Origin of the sequence: Dactylosporangium fulvum (genome assembly GCF_025137375.1) — a bacterium.
Lineage (GTDB): Bacteria > Actinomycetota > Actinomycetes > Mycobacteriales > Micromonosporaceae > Dactylosporangium > Dactylosporangium fulvum.
In genome coordinates this window covers 10,130,339-10,150,884 of the sequence record NZ_CP073720.1, presented here as the reverse complement: position 1 = coordinate 10,150,884, position 20,546 = coordinate 10,130,339, and the positions used below count along the sequence as shown (strand labels likewise).

The window sequence follows — 20,546 nt, the reverse complement described above, 5'->3', positions numbered from 1 at the left end:
GGTGCCCGGTTACTGTGAGGAGCCTCCGAAGGTGTCTCTGTCCGTCGTCGTCCCGTGCTACCGCTCGGCGCGTATCCTCCCGACGCTCGTGGAGCGCCTGAACGGCGTTCTGCCCATGATCCATCCGGATCACGAGGTGATCCTGGTCGTCGACAGCACGGACGACACCTGGGGCGTCGCGAGCGAGCTCGCCGGGAAGTTCGAGCACGTCCAGGCGATCCGCATGGCCCGCAACTACGGCCAGCACAACGCGCTCATCGCCGGCATCCGCGCGGCGACGTACGACCGCATCATCACGATGGACGACGACCTCCAGCACCCGCCGGAGGAGTTGCCGAAGCTTGTCGACGCCCTCACCGACGACCTCGACGTGGTGTATGCGGTCTCCGAGGTCGAGGAGCACGGTGCCGTCCGCAACCTGACCTCCTGGGGTGCCAAGACGCTGGTCATGGGCCGCACGATGGGCATTCCCAACGCCGACGTGCTGGGCGCGCTGCGCATCTTCCGCACCTTCCTGCGGTCCGGCTTCGACCAGGTCAGCGGGCCGCACGTGTCGGTCGACATCGTGCTGTCGTGGACCACGACCAGGGTCGGCTCGGTGTCGGTGCGCATGGATCAGCGCAGTGAGGGCGCGTCCGGTTTCACGTTCCGCTCGCTCATGAAGCACGCGATCAACATGATCCTGGGCTATTCGACCAAGCCCTTGCGGATGGTCACCTACCTGGGTTCCCTGATCGGCGTCTGCGGCCTGCTGCTGACGATCCGCCTCGTCTGGCAGTACTTCCACGGCGACACCACGGTCGCGGGCTTTACGACGCTCGCCTCACTGGTCGCGATCTTCTCTTCGGCGCAGCTCATCGGCATCGGCGTGCTCGGTGAGTATCTCGGCCGGGTCCACTCCCACGGCATGGGCCGCCCCACCTACGTCATCCGCGAGCACATCAACCGGGCCGCCGATCCGCCGCGCTGAGCGCCGCTGACGCGTTCGACGGCGTCAGCGGCGGAAGACCCAGAGCTTGCTCAGCTGGTAGTTGATGATCGGCGCGGTCACGATCAGGATCGCCTGCGCGATCAGCACCGGGATGTGCACGAGCTCGACCAGCACCGGCAGGCCGATGAACGTGTAGGCCAGCGCCCACAGGCACACCAGGTAGAACCTGACGAAGCCGGAGACGACCCGCCCCGTCGACCGGAACACGAAGCGGCGCTGCAGCGGATACGTCACGAGCGCGCACAGGAAGTTGGCGATCACCGTCGGCACCAGGTAGTGCAGGTGATCGCGGGTGATCAGGTAGATGCCCGCGAAGCAGACGTAGTACGACACCGACGAGACGCCGCCGACCGTGAGATAGCGGACGCGGCGATCGCCGGCCAACGTGATGATCGTGCGGATGAGCCATGGCCGGGCCGGTGCGGACTTCTCACCCGCCTGTTGCTCCGCGACCATGGCGACCGGGTTATCCGCGTGGCCGGAACGTCTCGACCGTGGCGATCACGGTGTCGATGTCGGCGTCGGTCATGCCGGCGTAGAGCGGCAGGCGCAGCAGCCGGTCGGCGACGTCCTCGGTCACCGGGCAGCCCTGCGGGCCGACCCTGCCGTACTGCTGGCCGGCCGGTGACAGGTGCAGCGGCTGGTAGTGGAACGTGCCGAGCACTCCGTGGCTCAGCATGTGCTTGAGCATGCTCTGGCGGCTCTCCAGGTCGGGCAGCAGCAGGTAGTAGAGGTGCGCGGGATGTTCGCGGTCTTCCGGCACGGTCGGCTGGACCACGTCGTGCTCGGCAGCCCAGGCCGCGAGCCGCTCGTGGTAGCTGGTCCAGACGCGCTGACGGCGGCGCTGGATCTCGTCGAAGTGCTCCAGCTGCGCGGTGAGGAACGCGGCCAGCAGGTCGGACGGCAGGTAGGACGAGCCGACGTCGATCCAGCGGTACTTGTCGACCATGCCGCGGAAGAACTGGGCACGGTTGGTGCCCTTCTCCCGGATGATCTCGGCGCGCTCGAAGTAGCGGTCGTCGTTGAAGACCAACGCCCCGCCCTCGCCGCACTGGACGTTTTTGGTCTCGTGGAAGCTCTGCGTGGCCATCGCGCCGATCGAGCCGAGGTTGCGCCCGCGGTTGGTGCCGCCGAGGCCGTGCGCGTTGTCCTCGATCACGACGAGGTCGTGCTTCTGGGCGATCGCGTTGATGACCTCCATCTCGACGCCGACGCCCGCGTAGTGGACCACGACGATCGCCTTGGTGCGCTCGGTGACCGCCGCCTCGACCTGCCGCTCGTCGAGGTTGAGGGTGTCGGGCCGGCAATCGACGAACACGGGCACGGCACCACGCAGCGCGTAGGCGTTGGCGGTGGAGCAGAACGTGAACGACGGGACGATCACCTCGTCGCCGGGTTCCAGGTCGAGCAGCAGCGCGGTCATGTCGAGCGCGTGTGTGCACGAGGTCGTGAGCAGCGCCTGCCGGGCGCCGATGATCTCGGTCAGCAGTGCGCTGGCCCGCTTGGTGAACGGGCCGTCGCCCGTCATCGGACCACTTGTCATCGCCTGCCGCATGTAGCCGGCCTCATCGCCGGTCAGATAGCCCTTGTTGAATGGAACCGTGAGCTGGTTCGTGGGGATCACTGGAGCCTACCTAACGGATGCTGCGGTTGTGCGGGTTTGGTACGCCCGGGCGGCCAGTTCAGGAACGGGGCAGCTCGTACACGACGCAGACCCCTGACCGATAACGTTCGGTAGCGAAGGTCGAAAGGATCGGCGAGACGTTGCTCTGCGTCTCGTCAACGAGAAGCCAACGTATCCGGTATCGGTCGCGGAGCACGTCCACCGTTTCGGGCGATGGATCCTCGAACACGGCGTCGTTGTCGGCCAGAATCTGCGGCTTCCAGTAAGGGACGCCGCCGACCCAGGTGTCGAGCCGGGCGGCCTCCTCGTGTGCGGTGGTCGAGAAGCCCCAACCCTCGACGAGCATGCGGCGCTCACTGTACGCAGTCATCGAGAAGTGTAGATTGCTGCACCGTCCCTCGAGGGTGACGCAATGCGCGTTGGTCGCCACGAGGTCGTCGGGTGAGGAGTGGTCGCGTAGCCAGCGCCCGGCCTCGAGCGTGCCCTCGGAGACCAGCGGCGAGCCGTGGATGACGTTGCGCCAGCCGCCTTGCCGCGACTCCTGCAGCACGAGGTAGACGTTCTGCATGGTCGTGTTGAGCCCGTAGCCGGCCAGCAGCGCCACCACGAGCGCCGCGGCCGTGCCCCGCGTGATCGGCAGCCACCGGCGGGCCACCAGCAGCGCGACCAGGAACACCACGGCGAACACGAGCAGAGCGACGTGAGGCAGGACGATCGCGCGGGTGAGGTTGCCGTACGACCCGGTGTTGCGGACGTTCGGCACGGAGCTGCGCCCGGAGCTCTGGATCACCTGGACGACCACGATGCCGAGCAGCGCCACGCCGAGCAGGGGCAGCGCCCGGCGCACCGTCATCCGTCCGGCCGGCAGCAGCGCGACCAGTCCGGCGACCGCGGCGACCGACAGGTACGGGCGGGCCGCCTCGAGGAAGAACCGCTGACTGTCGCCGGACTGACCGGTCAGCATCGTGGCCGCGGCGCCGCTGATCCCGATGCCGATGAGGACGATGAGCTCCGGGGTGAGCAGGCGCCGGCGGAACAGGCCGGCCAGCCCTGCCCAGATGCACACCCACGCGAAGACCGTGAGCGCGGCGAGCACGAGCAGGCGGCCGGTGACCTCACCGGTGGAGTAGCCGGTGCTGATGCCCAGGCCGCCGGTGACCACGTCGGTGAGCGGCTTGAGCGCGGTGCCCTGGCTCGTCGCGCCGAAGAGGACGAGCTGGGAGAAGGCGAGCGCGGCGACGGCCGGGCCGAGCGCGATCAGCGCGCCGCGGTGGAGCCGGCGGTGGAGGAGCAGCTCCACGGCGACGACGAGGAGCAGGCCGCAGAGCAGCAGCGGAACGTAGGTCGCCTTGCCGCCCATGACCCCGGCGAGCAGCAGCGTGAAGAGCGCCCAGCGGCGCCCGTCGCGGTGGTCGCGCAGCAGGTCGACCAGCACGAGGGTGAGCGGCACGAACAGCAGCGCGCCGAACGTCTGCGTCGGCCCGGTCCAGACCGTGAGCCGCAGCGAGGAGCCGTCGTCGAGGCCGCTGAACGCGAGATTGCGGTAGAACTCGCCGACCCGCCACTGATACGGGTGGGGCGACAGCACGAACAGCGTCACCCCCGACGCCGCCACCGAGGTCCACCAGCGCCCGGTGAGCTTGCGCGCGAGCAGCCCCACGAGCACCGTGAACGCCATCAGCATCGGCAGCATCGACAGCCGCAGCAGCAGCACGTTGGGCTCGATGCCGGTGACCCAGCTCGTCGCCGCCATCTCCGGGTAGACGAACCAGTGGTAGTACAGCGGCTCGTCGGTGACCCACGGCACGACCATCGGCATGTGGTGCTTCGCCTCGCCGAGCAGCGCGAGGTGAAACGTCGAGTCGGTGTCGGGCGCCGAGTTGTACGGGAAGCGCAGCCCGTAGATCCGGTAGAACTTGACGCTCCACAGCAGCGGGACCGCCGCCAGCCCGGTCATGCACCAGCGCCACAGCGGCGGCGGCCGATCGGCGCCCGGATCGCTGCGCCAGTAGCGGCGAAGGCCGGGCACGGCCGCGAACAGCGCCACCGTGGCGAGCGGCCAGACGAGCACGAGCAGCGGCTGCCCGAGCAGGCGGGCCGCGACGTAGCAGAAGACCTCGCCGACGTAGCCGAGCGCCAGGCCGGCGGCGACGTCGGCGACGAACCAGCCGCGCCCCCGCTGGAAGCACCGCCACCACAGGGTGCCGGGCAGGGTGATGCCCAGCACCAGGTAGAGCGCGAAGACCGCGGTCGTGGCGGGCGGGACCTCGTAGCACCAGAGGACCGCGACCGTCGCGACGAGCAACACCGCCGGCGGCAGCCGGCCGGCCGTCAGGAGGCGCCGCCGGCCGGCGGTGGCCTGCGTGTCGGCCGGCGCGGCGTTGTTGCCCTCCGCGAGGGTGGCCTCGATGGGCGTCTGCACGGTCTTCGGGCCCCCCGGACACAGTGAAGGAGTGCACGCACGGTCACCGGTCCGGCGGCGGCCCGATGCCGTGACCCCCCTCGACGGTGTCGACCGAGCCGGTCAGGTGCGGTTTGCCGGTCCGTGTGTCGTGCACCCCGATCGTCCACCCTGCACCATCGGTCGCGGTGCTGAAACCGACCGTTGCGGGTAGGAGGATCGGCAATTTGAAGGCGACGTGCACCTCGTACGTGTCCGGCAGGCGGCCCTCCAGTGCCGCCAGGCAGCGCGCCTTGGTCCACATGCCGTGGGCGATCGTGCGCGGGAAGCCGAACGCCTTGGCCAGCAGCCGCGACGTGTGGATGGGATTGCGGTCGCCGGACACCGCGGCGTAGTCGGGGCCGGTCCGCCGTGGGACCCGCCACGTCGCGCTGGGACGGGGCGGCTGGGCCCGTTCCTTCGGTCCGTCCGGCTTCGAGCGGTCCGGACCGGTGCCGGTCCGGCGCAGGTACGTCGAGCGGGAGCTCCAGACCGGCTCGTCGGCGATCGTGGCGGTCGCGACGACGTCCAGTTGGGTGCCGCGGTCGTGCGGGCGCAGCGCCTCAGCCCGTACTGCCACGTCAAACGCATCCGAGGACAGCAGCGGCCGGAGGACCTGGATGCGGTTCTCGACGTGCACGAGGCCGAGCAGCGGGAACGGGAAGTCGGCGCCGGTCATCAGGGTCAGGGCGAGGGGGAACGCCAGGACGTGCGGGTAGGTGGCGGGCAGCTCGTCACGCAAGCGGAACCCGCACACCCGGTCGTATTCGGCCAGGCGCTCGCGGTCGACCCGCACGCCCCGCAGCACCAGCGCACGTCCGGGCAGCCGCGGATCGGCGGACGTGCCGCGGCGCAGCGCCGCCGCCCGGTAGAGCGGGCCCAGCCGCGGCGGGCGGTCCAGCTCCACGGTTTCCGTCCCCATCAGGCCCCCAGGAGGCTCTGGCCGCAGACCCGGATGACGTTGCCGCTGACCCCGCCCGATGCGGGATTGGCCAGCCACGCGATGGTCTCGGCCACGTCCACCGGCAGGCCGCCCTGCGACATGCTGTTCATCCGGCGGCCCGCCTCGCGGACGAACATCGGCATGGCGGCGGTCATCTTCGTCTCGATGAAACCCGGCGCGACCCCGTTGAGGGTGAGCCCGCGCGCGGCGACCGCGGCCGCGTTGGCCTTGACCAGGCCGATCACGCCGGCCTTCGACGTCGCGTAGTTGGTCTGGCCGCGGTTGCCGGCGATGCCGGACACCGAGGAGACCGAGACGATGCGGCCGTTGCCGCCGAGCAGGTTCTCGGCCAGCAGGACGTCGTTGATCCGCTCCTGGCTGGACAGGTTGACGTCGAGCACCGATTGCCACTGCTGCTCGTCCATGCGGCCGAGCGTCTTGTCGCGGGTGATTCCGGCGTTGTGGACGAACACGTCGGCGTGCACGTGCCGCGTCGCGATGAAGTCGGCGAGCCGGCGCGGCGCGTCCTCCACGGTCAGGTCGAGTTGCAGCGCCGTGCCCTTGAGCTCGTTGGCGACCCGGCTCAGGTCCTCGCCGGCGGCCGGCACGTCGAGGCAGACGACGTGCGCGCCGTCGCGGGTGAGCACCTCGGCGATCGCCGCGCCGATGCCCCGGGCGGCACCGGTCACGATCGCCGTCTTGCCGACGAGCGGCTGCTCCCAGTCCTCGGGCACGTCGACGCTCGCCGGGCCGATGTGGACGACCTGCCCCGAGACGTACGCCGACCGGCCCGAGAGCAGGAACCGCAGGGTCGACTCGATCGCGTCCTCGGCGCCGGGCGCGACGTACAGCAATTGCGCGGTGGAGCCGCGGCCGACTTCCTTGCCGACCGAGCGGACGAAGCCCTCCAGTGCGCGCTGCGCGGTCGCCTCGCGGGCGTTCGCGCACAGCTCGGGCGGGCTGCCGAGGACGACGACCCGTCCGGACGGGGTGAGCGAGCGGATGACCGGATGGAAGAAGTCGTAGAGCGCGCGGAGCCCGGCGGTGTCGACGACGGCGGTGGCGTCGAAGATCAGGGCGGCGTTGCGGTCGCCGCCCTCCGCCTTCGGCAGTCCTTCGATGACCTTGTGAATCGGTTCGACGAGCCGCCCGGAGCCGCCGATGAGCGCGGGTCCGGCCAGCACCGGGTCACCCGCACTGTGGCGGCGCAGCCTTGGCGGATCGGGCAGGCCGAGGCGTTTGACGAGCAACCGCCCGGCGCCCGAGTGGGCGAAGTTGGCGTAGCGATCGGACATTGCAGTGCCTCCCCAGTCACAACAAACGCGATACCCTACTCGTGAGTAGGGTAACGTTCAGGATGCCCTGGCGCGTCGGGAAGGAGACATCGATGGCCCCGGTTCGAGTCGCGATCGTCGGCGGTAATCGCATTCCTTTTGCGCGCTCGGGCAGCGCCTATGCCACTGCATCAAACCAGGACATGCTGACCGCCGCTATAGACGGACTCGTGGCGCGGTTCGGCCTGGCCGGGGAGCGGCTCGGCGAGGTCGCCGCCGGTGCGGTGCTCAAGCACAGCCGCGACTTCAACCTGACGCGGGAATCCGTGCTCGGATCGCGCCTCGACCCGCGAACTCCGGCGTACGACGTCCAGCAGGCCTGCGGGACCGGTCTCGAGGCGGCCGTCCTCGTGGCGAACAAGATCGCGCTCGGGCAGATCGAGGCCGGCATCGCGGGCGGGGTCGACACGACCTCCGACGCGCCCCTCGGAGTCAACGAGGACATGCGGCGGATCTTCATGGAGCTCAACCGGGCCCGCTCGCTGGGCGCCCGGTTGCGCGCGGTGAGCAAACTCCGCCCGACCCAGCTCAAGCCGGACATCCCGCGCAACGCTGAGCCGCGGACCGGGCTGTCGATGGGCGACTCCGCCGCGTTGACCGCCGTCGACTTCGGCGTGCCCCGTGCCGAGCAGGACGAGCTCGCGCTGGCCTCGCACCACAACCTCGCGGCCGCCTACGAGCGCGGGTTCTTCGACGACCTCGTCACGCCGTACCTCGGCCTCACCCGCGACCAGACCCTGCGTCCGGACACCACGCTGGAGCGGCTGGGCAAGCTGAAGCCGGTCTTCGGCAAGGGCCCGTCGGCGACCATGACGGCCGGCAACTCGTCCGCCCTGACCGATGGTGCGGCGGTGGTACTGCTGGCGTCCGAGGCCTGGGCGGCCGCCCGGAACCTGCCGGTGCTGGCCTACTTCGACACCGCCGAGGCCGCCGCCGTCGACTTCGTGCACGGCGACGACGGGCTGCTCATGGCCCCGGCCTACGCGGTGCCGCGGATGCTCGCCCGGGCCGGGCTCAGGCTCCAGGACTTCGAGTTCTACGAGATCCACGAGGCGTTCGCGTCCCAGGTCCTGGCCACCCTGAAGGCGTGGGAGGACCCGGCGTTCTGCAAGGACCGCCTGGGCCTCGACGAGCCACTGGGCCCGATCGACCGGTCGCGCCTCAACGTCAACGGCTCGTCGCTGGCGACCGGTCACCCGTTTGCGGCCACCGGCGGCCGGCTCGTGGCCACCCTGGCGAAACTCCTCGCCGAGCGAGGCCAGGGCCGCGGTCTGATCTCGATCTGCGCGGCCGGCGGGCAGGGCATGACCGCCATCCTCTCCCGCTGACCTTCGCCGCGTCGGCGCTCGCCGCGGCGGAGGGCGGGCGTCTTCAATCAGCGGGGAACGGTCGTCGCCAATATCGTGGAGACATGACCGGCATCCAGCCCACCATGCTCCGTCCGGCCACACCGCGACCCGCCTGGCAGACGGTCGTCGGCCTCGTGCTTGTCCTGCCGGCGTTCGTGCTGCTGCTCACGAGTTATGTGGAGCCGACCCTCTGGACGTTCCGGTCCAGCTTCAACCGGTTCACCGGCCTGCGGTTCAACCCCGGCGACGAGAGCGTCGGCTTCGACAACTACACGAAAGCGTTCGACGTGGGCCTGGGCAGCAGTCTCCTCTTCGGGCTGAGCCTCGCCGCCGTGCCGCTCGTCCTGGTGCTGTTTCTCGCGCCGGCCCTGGCCTGGGCCGCCGCCCGCGCCGGGCGCGCCGGCCGGTGGGTGACCCGGGCGCTGCTGATCATCCCGCTCGCCGCTTTCGCCCCGATGGCCGTCGCGCTCGCGCACCGCGCGCGTGACCTGACCGACGACGGCCGGCCCGAGGTCCGGCTGATCTACTGGCTGGGCACCTTCGGCCTCGTCTCGGCCGCCGGGGTCGTCGTCTACCTCGCGGCCTTCCGGCGCCGCGACCCCACCCGCAGCCCGTGGCCCGCCGTGGGCGTCGCGGCGCTGCTCGCGGTCCTCGCGGTCCTCGCCGCCGGGCTGCAGGAGTTCACGTACTCCCACATCGAAGGCTTCGGCACCTCGTCCCCCGGGACTCCGGCCCGGCTGATGTTCGACACGTCGTTCCGGATACTCAACTTCGGCGTGGGCGCGGCCGTCTCCGTCACGGCGCTGCTCCCGCTGATGCTCTTCGGCCTCGCCGCAACCGTGATCATCGTGCTGACCGGTCTGCGCCTCGAGGTGGACGGCTCTTCGCCGGAGCCCGTCCCGGCGAAGAGCCCCACGCCCTGGGTCGTCGGCGGGATCCTGCTGGTCGTCGTGCTGGTCGGCACCGGGTTCGGCCTGTGGCCATGGCTGTCCGACATCACCAACCCGTCACCGGTCGACGACTCCACCTGGGGCAACACCTGGCTGCCCCCGCTGGTGTCCACCCTCGTCGGGGTCACGGTGGCGGCGCTCGCGGCGTTCGGCATCAGCGGCCTGCGCCCCCTGGGCCGGCACAGCGAGTGGCTGCTGCTGCCGTTCGGCCTCTTCCTGTTCGTCGGCATCGCCCCGCTGGCCCTGCGCGCCTACGCCGCCGGGGCCACCGCGGGCCGGCTGAACTCGTTCATCGGTCTGATCCCGCCGTCGCGGGTGGCGATCCCGGCGCTGTTCATCCTGGCGCTGGTGTTCCGGGGTCAGGCGCTGCGCCGCGAGACCCTCCGGCAGGAGAACCGCCCGGCCCCGTGGTCGAGCCTTGTCCTCCCGGCCCTGCCGATGCTCGGGCTGGCGTACCTGGTGACCTGGGTGGCCCAGGCGCAAGACCTGCTGTGGCCGTTGATCTCCGCGACCAGCCGCCACAAGACGGCCCATCTCCTGCTGCTGGAGGTCCTCCAGACGTTCGACCTCGACCGGCTGCCGTACGGCCGGCTGCTCCCGCTGCCGATGCTCCTGCTGTTTCTGCTGCTGGGCATCGCCGCCCAGTTGCTGTACCTCGACCGCGTGGCGCTGCGGGTCGGCCGGCCCGAGCGCGACCACCCACCTCGCACCTGACACGGTTCCTGCCGGACCCGGCAGGCAGAATGGGCCCCGTGAACAAACCGCGGATTCCCGACGTGCTCGCCTCCCGATACGCCTCTCCCGAGCTGGTCGCCATCTGGTCGCCGGAGGAGAAGGTCCGCCTCGAGCGGCGGCTCTGGCTCGCGGTGCTGACCGCGCAGCGGGATCTCGGGGTGCCCGTGCCCGACGGGGTCGTCGAGGACTACGAGCGGGTCGTCGACGACGTCGACCTGGTCAGCATCGCCGAGCGCGAGCGGGTCACCAGGCACGACGTCAAGGCGCGCATCGAGGAGTTCTCCGAGCTCGCCGGCCACGAGCACATCCACAAGGGGATGACCTCGCGCGACCTCACCGAGAACGTCGAGCAGCTGCAGATCCGCAAGTCGCTGGAGCTGGTCCGGGATCGGATGGTCGCCGCACTCGCCCGGCTCGCGGCGCGCGCCCGGCAATACGACGAGCTGGTGATGGTCGGGCGGTCGCACAACGTCCCGGCACAGGCCACGACGCTCGGCAAGCGGTTCGCGAGTGCGGCGGAGGAACTCCTCATCGCGTACCGACGGATCGAAAACCTGCTGGAGCGCTATCCGCTCCGCGGCATCAAGGGCCCGGTCGGCACGGCCGCCGACCAGCTCGACCTGTTCGGGGGCGACGCCGGCAAGGTCGCGGAGCTCGAGCGGAAGGTCGCCGAGCATCTCGGCTTCCGGCACGTGCTCACGAGCGTCGGGCAGGTCTACCCGCGCTCGCTCGACCTCGACGTGGTGTCCGCGCTGGCGCAGGCCGTGGCCGGGCCGTCGAGCCTGGCGACCACGATCCGCCTCATGGCCGGCTACGAGCTGGCGACCGAGGGGTTCAAGGCCGGCCAGGTCGGTTCGTCCGCGATGCCGCACAAGATGAACACGCGCTCCTGCGAGCGGGTCAACGGGCTGGCGGTTGTGGTCCGGGGTTACCTGTCGATGGTCGGCGAGCTGGCCGGCGACCAGTGGAACGAGGGCGACGTGTCCTGCTCGGTGGTGCGCCGGGTGGCGCTGCCCGACGCGTTCTTCGCGGTCGACGGACTGTTCGCCACGTTCCTGACGGTTCTGGACGAATTCGGCGCCTACCCCGCTGTTGTGGCCCGTGAGCTGGATCGCTATCTGCCGTTCCTCGCGACCACCAGGGTCCTCGTCGCGGCTGTCGGGCACGGCGTCGGCCGTGAGGATGCTCACGAAGCGATCAAGCAGCACGCGGTGGCAGTGGCGCTCGCCATGCGCGAAAAGGGCACCCAGGACAATGACCTGCTCCGGCGGCTGGCCGACGACGAGCGGCTGCGGTTGTCCCGGCCCGAGGTGGAAGCCCTGGTAGCGGACCCATCGGTATTCATCGGCGCCGCATCCGCCCAGGTCGGCGCGGTGGTGGCGGAGATCGACGAGGCTCTCGCCCGGCACCCGGAAGCCGCTGCGTACGTGCCGCCGCCCATTCTTTGACGCCGATCTTGGTTCTCCGGGAGGCCGCTAAGATGCGTGGTGGGCGATGTTTCGGACCGCGTCACAAGATCGACTATGCCGGGTCACGGCCGGTGATCTGCGGCGTTGTCCCGCCCGGTAGGCTCGTGTCGCTCGCCCTCGAGCGCCCGACTCAACGTCAGGAGTGCCCCGTGGCCCGCGTCGTGGTGGACGTCATGCTCAAACCGGAGATCCTGGACCCCCAGGGTCAGGCGGTCGCGAATGCGCTGCCGCGACTCGGCGTCGCCGACGTGGCCTCAGTGCGCATCGGCAAGCGGATCGAGATCGAGTTCGACGGCGCCGCCGACCTCGACCGTGCCCGCGAGATCGCCGACAAGCTGCTCGCCAACCCGGTGATCGAGGACTTCACGCTCCGGGTGGAGGAACCGGTGGAGGTCGAGTCCCAGTGACCGCCCGCATCGGTGTCGTCACCTTCCCTGGTTCACTCGACGACCGTGACGCCGCCCGTGCCGTGCAGCTCGCCGGCGGCGCGCCGATCCCGCTGTGGCACGCGGACGCCGAGCTCTACGGCGTGGACGCGGTCGTCCTGCCAGGCGGCTTCTCGTATGGAGACTACCTGCGCGCGGGCGCCATCGCCCGGTTCTCCGCCGTGATGGAGTCGATCGTCAGGGCGGCCGGCGACGGTCTGCCCGTGCTGGGCATCTGCAACGGCTTCCAGGTGCTGTGCGAGGCGCACCTCCTGCCCGGCGCCCTCACCCGCAACCAGCACCTGCACTTCCGCAACCGCGACCAGGGTCTGCGGATCGAGAGCACGTCCACCGCCTGGACCAACGGCTTCCAGCCGCGCCAGGAGGTCGTGATCCCGGTCAAGAACGGCGAAGGCTGCTACATGGCCGACCGGCGCACCCTCGACGAGCTCGAGGCCGAGGGCCGGGTCGTCGCGAGATACATCCGCGGAAACCCCAACGGCTCGCTCCACGACATCGCGGCGATCACCAACGCTGCGGGCAACGTCGTCGGGATCATGCCCCACCCGGAGCACGCCGTTGAGGTGCTGACCGGCCCGTCGATCGACGGCCTCGGCATCTTCACGTCCGTGCTCGCACACCTGGGAGCCCGCGTATGACCGCCACGACGCACGAGTTCGACACCGTCGAGCAGGCCGGCAAGACACCCGACGAGGAACAGCCCTACGAGGATCTGGGCCTGCGCGAGGACGAGTACCAGCGCATCCGGCAGATCCTGGGCCGGCGGCCGACCACGTCCGAGCTCGCCATGTATTCGATCATGTGGAGCGAGCACTGCTCGTACAAGAGCAGCAAGGTCCACCTGCGCCAGTTCGGCGAGAAGGCCCCGAAGTCCGAGCTGATGCTGGCCGGCATCGGGGAAAACGCCGGTGTCATCCGGGTCTCCGACGACATCGCCGTGACCTTCAAGGTCGAGTCGCACAACCACCCCAGCTTCGTCGAGCCCTATCAGGGCGCGGCCACGGGCGTCGGCGGCATCGTGCGCGACATCCTCGCCATGGGCGCGCGGCCGGTCGCCGTCATGGACCCGCTGCGCTTCGGCGCCGCCGACCACGAGGACACCAAGCGTGTCCTGCCCGGCGTCGTCGCCGGCGTCGGCGGCTACGGCAACTGCCTCGGCCTGCCCAACATCGGCGGCGAGGTCGTCTTCGACCCCTGCTACCAGGGCAACCCGCTGGTCAACGCGCTGTGTGTCGGTGTCCTGCCGGTCAACCGCCTGCAGAACAAGGAGGCGCACGGCCCCGGCAACATCGTCGTGCTCCTCGGCGCCAAGACCGGCCGCGACGGCATCGGCGGTGTGTCGGTCCTGGCCAGCGCCACCTTCGACGCCGACGGCCCGGCCCGCCGCCCGTCGGTGCAGGTGGGTGACCCGTTCATCGAGAAGCTGCTCATCGAGAGCTGCCTCGAGCTGTACGAGCGGGAGCTCATCGTCGGCGTCCAGGACCTCGGCGGCGCCGGCCTGACCTGCGCCCTCACCGAGACCAGCGCCGCGGCCGGCACCGGCATGGACGTCAACCTCAACCTGGTGCCGCTGCGCGAGGCGTCGATGGACCCGCAGGAGGTCCTCGCCAGCGAGTCCCAGGAGCGGATGCTGCTCATCGTCGACCCGGCGAAGCTCGACGAGGTGCTGCACGTCGCCGAGCGCTGGGGTGTCATCGCGACCGCCATCGGCCAGGTCACCGACACCGGCCGGCTGGTGATCACCTGGCACGGCGAGACCGTCGTCGACGTCCCGCCGGGCTCGCTCGTCGACGACGGCCCGGTCTACGCCCGGCCGATGCGTGAGCCGGCCGACCTCATCCTGCTCCAGGCCGACCGCGCCGAGACGCTGCCGCGGCCGCGCACCGGTGTCGAGCTGCGCGAAACGCTGCTGCGGCTCGCCGCCAGCCCCAACCTGTGCGACAAGAGCTGGGTCACCGAGCAGTACGACCGATACGTCCAGGGCAACACGATCCTCGCCCAGCCGGAGAACTCCGGTGTGATCCGCATCGACGAGCAGACCGGGCTCGGCATCGCGCTGTCCGTCGACGGCAACGCGCGGTTCGCGCGGCTCGACCCGTACAACGGCGCCAAGCTCGCCCTCGCCGAGGCCTACCGCAACGTCGCCGCGGCCGGGGCCACCCCGCTCGCGGTGACCAACTGCCTCAACTTCGGCTCCCCCGAGGACCCGCAGGTCATGTGGCAGTTCGCCGAGGCCGTCCGCGGCCTGGCCGACGGCTGCGCCGAGCTGGGCATCCCGGTCACCGGCGGCAACGTCAGCTTCTACAACTCGACCGGCTCGCAGGCCATCCACCCGACGCCCGTCGTCGGTGTGCTCGGCGTCATGGGCAACGTCGGCAGCCGCGTCCCGATGGGCTTCGGCGGCGACAGCGACCTGATCATGCTGCTCGGTGAGACGACCGAGGAGCTGTCCGGCTCCGAGTGGGCATGGGTGACCCACCAGCACCTCGGCGGCCAGCCGCCCCGGGTCAACCTCACCCGCGAGCGCATCCTCGCCTCGGTCCTCACCGAGGCCGGCGAGCGCGGCCACCTGTCGTCGGCGCACGACCTCTCCGACGGCGGGCTCGCCCAGGCGCTGGTCGAGGCGACCCTGCGGTACGACCACGGGGCCAACATCACGCTGCCCGAGGACCTCAACCCGTTTGTGGCGCTGTTCTCGGAGTCGACCGCCCGGGCGCTGGTGTCCGTGCCGCGCGGCCACGAGAAGGCGTTCACCACCCTCTGTGCGCAGCACGGCCTGCCGGTCACCGTGATCGGCTCGGTCGACGGGCGCAGCCGGGCTCTCGACGTGCGGGGCCAGTTCACGATCTCGCTCGACGAGCTGCGGGCCGCCTGGACCGGCACCCTGCCGGCCCTGTTCGGTGAGGTGTCCACGGAGGCGCCGGCCTACGTGCTGCCCGCCGTGGACACCATCTTCGAGCCGGTTGAGCCGCCGGACGTGCCTGCGTCGCCCGGCGACACCGACCCAGACGCCTGACATGGCGGAGGGCGTCTTCAGCCAGCCCGGCTCTGGCGCCCGTTTCGACTGGGGACCGGCAGGCGCGGCCGAACTCGCCCGCGTCTGCTCGGTCCTGGTCGTGGTCGACGTGCTGTCATTCTCGACAGCGGTGGACATCGCGGTGGCGCGCGGTATGCGCGTCCACCCCTTCCCCTGGTCCGACCAGGCCCGCGCCTATGCCGACCGCATGGGTGCCGCGTTTGCCGTCGGCCGCTCGCACGTGACGTCGGAGCACCCGTGGTCGCTCTCCCCGGCCGCGCTGTCGACCGCCCCGGTGGCCGCTGATCTGGTACTCCCGTCGCCGAACGGCGCGACGATCTGCTCCGCGGCCGCCTCCACGGGCGTCGCGGTGGTGGCAGCCTGCCTGCGCAACGCCCCGGCCGTCGCCCGCTGGCTCGTGACCCAGGGCCACGGCACGGCCTCCTCCCCGGTCGGCGTGGTGGCGGCCGGCGAGCTGTGGCCGGACGGCACGCTCCGTCCGTGTGTGGAAGATTTGTTGGGCGCCGCGTCGGTTCTCGACGGCCTGTCGATGCTGGGCGCCCCGCTGTCGGTGGAGGCCGCTGTGACGCTGGCAGCTTTGGCAGCGGTACGCAACGTGCCCGCGGCGGTCCGCAAGTGCGTGAGCGGCCAGGAGCTGATTCAGCGAGGCTTCGCGGAGGACGTGAGCCTGGCCATCCAGTCCGGCGTTTCCGACCTGGTCCCGGTCCTGACCAGCGGCGTCTTCGCCCCGGCCTGACGCGCTCACTGCAACTCGAGGCTCACGGCGATCTCGTTCGGCTCCCTGAGCTTCACTGGAATCAGGACGCGGTATCGCCGGCCCTCGCCGATCACGATCGCCTGCCACTGATCACCGAGTCGACGGCACTCCGCGACGTCGAGGTCGACGTCAGCATCAAGCTTCGACGCGACGGCCAACTGGGCCATGGCCTCGGCATAGGGTCGCTGCTGGGCCTCGCTCTGCCAGCCGAAACGGAGCCTGGCGTGGCGGGCCCCGGCCTTCAGCGCCTCCCAGGCCGCGATGCCGACGAGCTGCTGCGCAACGGCGCTGGCGATGAAGGCAGCCGCCAGCTCGACCCCGCCGCCCGCACTCATGGGGGGGAGTCCGGCCGTAGTCTTCTCTGGGCCGGACACTCGGGACGGGCACACTCACGCGAGGCTCGACGCTCTCACGCTGGTCCCGATCCGTCATAGCCATAGGGTAGAGGCTCAGCGCCACTGCGTGACATAGCCGCTCGTGACGGTCTCGGTGCGGCGCCACGCTCGAGCGCTCGTTCGGGGGCCGCCCGGAGGAGCCTGCGACCACCGGAGAGGCCATACGCGGCTCTCTTGATCGTCGGCCACCCCTGGCCAGGCGCCTGATCCGTTCCGGGCCAGGTCGGAGGACCATCACGACGGTGACCCCTGCCCGACTCATCGCCGCCGCGACTGTCGCCGTGTTCGCCCTGGCCGGCTGCGGCCCCGACCCCAAGCCGGCCAACGACGGCGTGCACGCGGTTGTCGCGTCGCCGAGTCTGTCCGAGTCGCCGAGCCCCAGCCCGTCTCCGTCTCCGTCTCCGTCTTCGTCGCCGAGCGCCAGCGTGGTGGTCGCGCCGAGCGACGTCGCCGTGCCCGGGGCTGGTGTGCCTTCGCCCGGCCGCACCACGACCAAGCCGCCGGCGCCGAAGACGACGACGAAGCCGCCGGCGCCGAAGACCAGCGCGCCTGCTGGTGGCGGGGGTGGGAAGGTGGTCACGCCGGGCGCGTTCTGCTCACCGGAAGGCGCGACAGGCGTCACGAAGACAGGGAAGCCGATGCGGTGCACACGCAAGGCGGGCGAGAACCAGGCGCGATGGAGAGCAGTCTGATGGGGGCGTTGCGGCCGTGGCACCTTGCTGTGTGCGGCGTCGCGGTGCTGGCGGTCGTTGTGCTGGTCACGGTGCTCGTGTTCGCCGTCCGGCGGCGGTAGCCTGCGACGTGGACGGACGGTCGTCTGGCGCGGGAAACCGCGTCACCCGCTGATGCGGCATACCCGGACCTCGCCGGGAAAGCCGCCGCGCTGCTGCACTCGCTGTGTGCGAACCATGCGCTCATCGACGGCAACAAGCGGCTGGCATGGGCTGCGGCGATCACCTTCATCGTGCTGAACACCGGCGGCGATGTTCCCGACGTGGATGTTGATGATGCCGAGGCGATGATGCTCGCTGTTGCGCAGGGCTCGCTCGTCGAAGTGGCCGACATCGCGGCAGAGCTGCGTCGGCTCGGCGTCGTCGTCTGACGAATAGCTGCAACGAGTAGCCACCCAGAGCGAGTGTCCAACGGCAATAGTGAAGGCCACGCAACTACAGCGGTGTCATTCTGGCAAACCTGGGTGTGCGTCACGAGCAGCGTGCGCCGACCGTGGCACAGTGGGTGCGCACCGCACGTTCGTGTCCCGTCGATGAGCCGTTCGGTCGGGAACGCGGCGGTCGGTGCGGCCGTACGATCGAGGCGTTTGTGCCGACTGGCCCGCCGACACCAGGGGTAACTGGATGAGTGACGTGATGGTGACGGGTGGGACCGTTACCCGGATCCGTGTCCCCTTCACCGGCGAGGGGTCCGGGGAAGACGAACTGTCCTGGGGTCAGCGTGAGATCTGGCAGGCGCTGCTCGAACAGCAGACCTGGATGCCGATCGGCGGCACGCGGCCGCTGCCTGCCGGATCCACCGTCGAGGATGGTGTCGAGCGGTTGCGGTACCTGATGTCGCGGTACCAGTCGATGCGCACGCGGCTGCTGTTCCCCGCGGACGGCCCGCCGCGGCAGGTGGTGCACGACGCTGGCGAGATCGACCTGGAGGTCGTCGACGCCGGCCCGGCCGACCCGTACGAGGTCGCCGTGGCGGTACAGCGGCGATATGAACAGACCGACTACGACTTCGCTGGCGAGTGGCCGGTGCGGATGGCCGTGGTGCGGCGGGACGGCACGCCGACGCACCTGGTGGTCATCATGACCCACTTCGTCATGGACGGTCGCGGCGCGGCGGTCATGCTGGCCGAGAGCGAGCGGAACGAGGCCGCGCCGGTACGCGGGATGCAGGCCCTGGAGCAGGTGCGGTGGCAGCGTTCGTCGGCCGGGCGGCGGCAGAGCGACGCGGCGATACGCTACTGGCAGGCCACCCTGCAAACCATCCCGGCGTCCCGGTTCGCCGGGGCGGGGGATCCGCAGGCACCTCGGTACTGGCGGGGCGAGCTCAGCTCTGCGGCGCTGCCGCTCGCGGTGCAGTCGATCGCGGCCCATACGAGGGTGGACGCGAGCGCGGTCATGCTGACCGTCTACGCGCTGGCGGCGAGCCGCGTCTGCGGCGTCAACCCGGTGGCGACCCGGCTGGTGTCGAGCAACCGCTTCCGCCCCGGCCTGGCCGAGGTCGTCGGCCCGGTGTCGCAGACCGCCCTGTGCGCGATGGATGTGGCCGGGTGCTCGTTCGACGAGGCGCTGGAGCGGGTCCAGCGCGCGTCGATGCTGGCGTACAAGCACGGCTACTACGACCGGGCACGGCTGGAGGAGGTCGTCGCGGCGACGGCGCGGGAGCGCGGCGAGGCGGTGGATCTCAACTGGTTCTACAACGACCGCCGGGGCGCGGCCGAGCCGCGCTTGGTCGACCCGGCGTTGGTGCGGGCCGCGCTGCCCCGCACGGTGTTCACGTGGACGATCAAACGCGACGAGGTCTACCCGCGGCTGTTCCTCAACGTCGACGACGAGTCGCCGCAGACGGTGCGGCTGCACATCGAGGTGGACACCCACCACGTGCCGCCGCCGGTGGCCGAGGCTCTGGTGCGCGCCATGGAGGAGGTGGCGGTCCAGACAGCGACCGGCGAGGCCACGCCGTCCTGACCAGCAGGTCCGACAGCGGCAGTCTCACAGTATGCGGGGCCGGCCAGGCGGTGAGCCCGGCTGGTGGGGAGACGATGAGGATGCCGGCGGTCGCCGACGACGGGATGGTCCAGGCGAGCACGCGCTGGCCGCGCCGGACCGGGGTGGGGCTTTCGCCGGCCGACGGCACGAACCCGGCCGTGGTGTTCGTGACCGAGGTCGCCGACGACTGCTGGGCGGACAGGTGGTTACGCCGCCACGGGTCGAGCAGGACGTAGGACGGCCCGCGCGCCCCGACGTAGAACTCCTCGAGGAGGCTGTGTTGCTCCGGCGTCAACGAGGCCAAGTCGAGCTCGTAGGTGCGGCGGCCGGTCGGTGCCCGGTCGACGGACTGGCCGCCGCCGATCGTCTCCCGGACGCTGGACGGGATCTCAAGTGTCGGGTCGATGCCGCGGCCCGGGTGGGGGAGGGCGGCGAGCGCGCCGGGTTTGCCGAGCCAGAACGCCACAACCGGCCCCCTTCCATCGGATGAGGGCTGGTCGGCGGTGTGTGGTTATGCGGTCGGGCGGTCAGTCCGGAGGCGATGGATCAGGCGAGGGCGACCTTCGCGCCTCGGCTGAAGCTCGAGTCGTGCACCTCAAGCGTCGCCAGTTTCGTGCCCGGGGCGACGTCGAACACGACGATCGCGGTGACCTGGTTGCCGGGGTTGATGTCGTTCAGGAAGGTTTCGCCGTTCGGGTTGGCGTACATTCCGGCGACGCCGTCTGTACCGAACTTGGCGCCCTCCGCGTTGTAGGCGCGGACGTTGTTGTCGTCGAAGGTTCTGGCTGCGTCGCCGATGTTCTTGATCTGCAGGGTGATCAGGCAGTAGTGGCCTTGGGCCTTCTGATAGCCGATCTCTTTCTTCCCGCACTCGGGGCCCTTGACCGCCTTGAATTCGAACTTGCCGTCCCTCACCGCGCTGCCTGCGGCGGCGATGTCCGACGTCTTCTTCGGTGCTGCCGCAGTGGTGGCGGCGGCCTGCGCCCCAGCCGGAGAACCGGTCGATCCGCCGGATGCGGCCGGAGCTGCGGGCTGTTCATTGGCGGTCCGGGACTTCGGCTTGTCGTCGCCGCCGATGACTGCGGCGGCGAGTCCGGCGACGCAGCAGAGGGCGAAGACGCCGCCGAGAACGATGCCGACGGTCGCGCCGGTCGACATGCCCCTCTTCGGTGGGCGCGGCGGCGGGCCGATGGGGCCAGCGGCGGGGAAGCCGCTGGTCGGTGGGTGGTAGCCGGGCGGTTGCGGCGGTTGTGCCGGAAAATGGCCGGTGGGGTGCTGGCGGGGCTGGTGCGGGCCGGGGTAGGTCAAAGGGGTCTCCACGGACGGGAGCGGGCCGCGCCCGTGCGGGGACGCGGCCCG

General features: G+C 70.6%; 18 protein-coding genes and 1 pseudogene. 12 read left to right on the top strand and 7 right to left on the bottom strand.

Going from position 1 to position 20,546, the window contains the following annotated elements:
- Nucleotides 1–31: 31 nt before the first annotated feature.
- Nucleotides 32–970 (top strand): glycosyltransferase family 2 protein, encoded by a 939-nt coding sequence (locus Dfulv_RS46795; protein ID WP_259860243.1) that lies wholly within the window; start codon nucleotides 32–34, stop codon nucleotides 968–970.
- A 24-nt stretch (nucleotides 971–994) separates the two neighbouring features.
- On the opposite strand, the gene Dfulv_RS46790 is transcribed toward Dfulv_RS46795, so the two are convergent.
- From Dfulv_RS46790 to Dfulv_RS46770, 5 genes are read right to left on the bottom strand one after another with little or no spacing between them, the layout of a single operon-like run.
- Nucleotides 995–1,447 (bottom strand): GtrA family protein, encoded by a 453-nt coding sequence (locus tag Dfulv_RS46790; protein ID WP_259860242.1) that lies wholly within the window; start codon nucleotides 1,445–1,447, stop codon nucleotides 995–997.
- 10 nt (nucleotides 1,448–1,457) lie between these two features.
- Nucleotides 1,458–2,615, bottom strand: coding sequence for a dTDP-4-amino-4,6-dideoxygalactose transaminase (gene rffA, locus Dfulv_RS46785; RefSeq protein ID WP_259860241.1), 1,158 nt, complete (start codon nucleotides 2,613–2,615; stop codon nucleotides 1,458–1,460).
- A gap of 58 nt (nucleotides 2,616–2,673) precedes the next feature.
- Nucleotides 2,674–5,037, bottom strand: a complete 2,364-nt coding sequence (locus tag Dfulv_RS46780; RefSeq protein ID WP_259860240.1) for a hypothetical protein — start codon at nucleotides 5,035–5,037, stop codon at nucleotides 2,674–2,676.
- Between the two features lie 43 nt (nucleotides 5,038–5,080).
- Nucleotides 5,081–5,977 (bottom strand): MaoC/PaaZ C-terminal domain-containing protein, encoded by an 897-nt coding sequence (locus Dfulv_RS46775; protein WP_259860239.1) that lies wholly within the window; start codon nucleotides 5,975–5,977, stop codon nucleotides 5,081–5,083.
- Nucleotides 5,977–7,293: a 3-oxoacyl-ACP reductase gene (locus tag Dfulv_RS46770; protein ID WP_259860238.1), complete on the bottom strand. Its 1,317-nt coding sequence runs from the start codon at nucleotides 7,291–7,293 to the stop codon at nucleotides 5,977–5,979. Before Dfulv_RS46770 ends, Dfulv_RS46775 begins: the two co-directional genes overlap by 1 nt.
- 92 nt (nucleotides 7,294–7,385) lie before the next feature.
- Here Dfulv_RS46770 and Dfulv_RS46765 point away from each other — a divergent pair, with 92 nt between their 5' ends.
- From Dfulv_RS46765 to Dfulv_RS46735, 7 genes are all read left to right on the top strand, one after another.
- Nucleotides 7,386–8,660 carry an acetyl-CoA C-acetyltransferase gene (locus Dfulv_RS46765; RefSeq protein ID WP_259860237.1) on the top strand — a complete coding sequence of 425 codons (1,275 nt, stop codon included), beginning with the start codon at nucleotides 7,386–7,388 and terminating at the stop codon, nucleotides 8,658–8,660.
- Nucleotides 8,661–8,743: 83 nt separating this feature from the next.
- Nucleotides 8,744–10,345, top strand: coding sequence for a sugar ABC transporter permease (locus tag Dfulv_RS46760; RefSeq protein WP_259860236.1), 1,602 nt, complete (start codon nucleotides 8,744–8,746; stop codon nucleotides 10,343–10,345).
- A 38-nt stretch (nucleotides 10,346–10,383) separates the two neighbouring features.
- Nucleotides 10,384–11,814 (top strand): adenylosuccinate lyase, encoded by a 1,431-nt coding sequence (gene purB / locus Dfulv_RS46755; RefSeq protein ID WP_259860235.1) that lies wholly within the window; start codon nucleotides 10,384–10,386, stop codon nucleotides 11,812–11,814.
- A gap of 170 nt (nucleotides 11,815–11,984) precedes the next feature.
- Nucleotides 11,985–12,242: a phosphoribosylformylglycinamidine synthase subunit PurS gene (gene purS / locus Dfulv_RS46750; protein WP_259860234.1), complete on the top strand. Its 258-nt coding sequence runs from the start codon at nucleotides 11,985–11,987 to the stop codon at nucleotides 12,240–12,242.
- The gene (purQ, locus tag Dfulv_RS46745; RefSeq protein WP_259860233.1) at nucleotides 12,239–12,919 is read left to right on the top strand and encodes a phosphoribosylformylglycinamidine synthase subunit PurQ; all 681 of its coding nucleotides are present in this window, start codon (nucleotides 12,239–12,241) and stop codon (nucleotides 12,917–12,919) included. Before purS ends, purQ begins: the two co-directional genes overlap by 4 nt.
- The gene (purL, locus tag Dfulv_RS46740) at nucleotides 12,916–15,297 is read left to right on the top strand and encodes a phosphoribosylformylglycinamidine synthase subunit PurL (protein ID WP_259860232.1); all 2,382 of its coding nucleotides are present in this window, start codon (nucleotides 12,916–12,918) and stop codon (nucleotides 15,295–15,297) included. The genes purQ and purL overlap by 4 nt, the downstream gene beginning before the upstream one ends.
- A gap of 1 nt (nucleotide 15,298) precedes the next feature.
- The gene (locus Dfulv_RS46735; RefSeq protein ID WP_259860231.1) at nucleotides 15,299–16,054 is read left to right on the top strand and encodes a 2-phosphosulfolactate phosphatase; all 756 of its coding nucleotides are present in this window, start codon (nucleotides 15,299–15,301) and stop codon (nucleotides 16,052–16,054) included.
- Between the two features lie 5 nt (nucleotides 16,055–16,059).
- On the opposite strand, the gene Dfulv_RS46730 is transcribed toward Dfulv_RS46735, so the two are convergent.
- The gene (locus Dfulv_RS46730; protein ID WP_259860230.1) at nucleotides 16,060–16,410 is read right to left on the bottom strand and encodes a hypothetical protein; all 351 of its coding nucleotides are present in this window, start codon (nucleotides 16,408–16,410) and stop codon (nucleotides 16,060–16,062) included.
- Nucleotides 16,411–17,287: 877 nt separating this feature from the next.
- On the opposite strand from Dfulv_RS46730, the pseudogene Dfulv_RS48690 reads away from it, so the two are divergent.
- The 4 genes and pseudogenes from Dfulv_RS48690 to Dfulv_RS46715 form a co-directional block, all read left to right on the top strand.
- Nucleotides 17,288–17,371 (top strand): annotated as a pseudogene (locus tag Dfulv_RS48690) (hypothetical protein); the annotation flags it as partial.
- Between the two features lie 63 nt (nucleotides 17,372–17,434).
- Entirely contained in the window at nucleotides 17,435–17,572 is a 138-nt protein-coding gene (locus tag Dfulv_RS46725; RefSeq protein WP_259860229.1) for a hypothetical protein, read from the top strand.
- Nucleotides 17,573–17,825: 253 nt separating this feature from the next.
- Nucleotides 17,826–19,166 (top strand): condensation domain-containing protein, encoded by a 1,341-nt coding sequence (locus tag Dfulv_RS46720; RefSeq protein WP_259860228.1) that lies wholly within the window; start codon nucleotides 17,826–17,828, stop codon nucleotides 19,164–19,166.
- Between the two features lie 74 nt (nucleotides 19,167–19,240).
- Complete coding sequence (locus Dfulv_RS46715; RefSeq protein WP_259860227.1) at nucleotides 19,241–19,423, top strand: hypothetical protein; 183 nt, start codon at nucleotides 19,241–19,243, stop codon at nucleotides 19,421–19,423.
- Nucleotides 19,424–19,733: 310 nt separating this feature from the next.
- Here Dfulv_RS46715 and Dfulv_RS46710 read toward each other — a convergent pair whose 3' ends face one another.
- Entirely contained in the window at nucleotides 19,734–20,345 is a 612-nt protein-coding gene (locus Dfulv_RS46710) for a DUF4352 domain-containing protein (protein WP_259860226.1), read from the bottom strand.
- Between the last annotated feature and the right edge of the window lie 201 nt (nucleotides 20,346–20,546).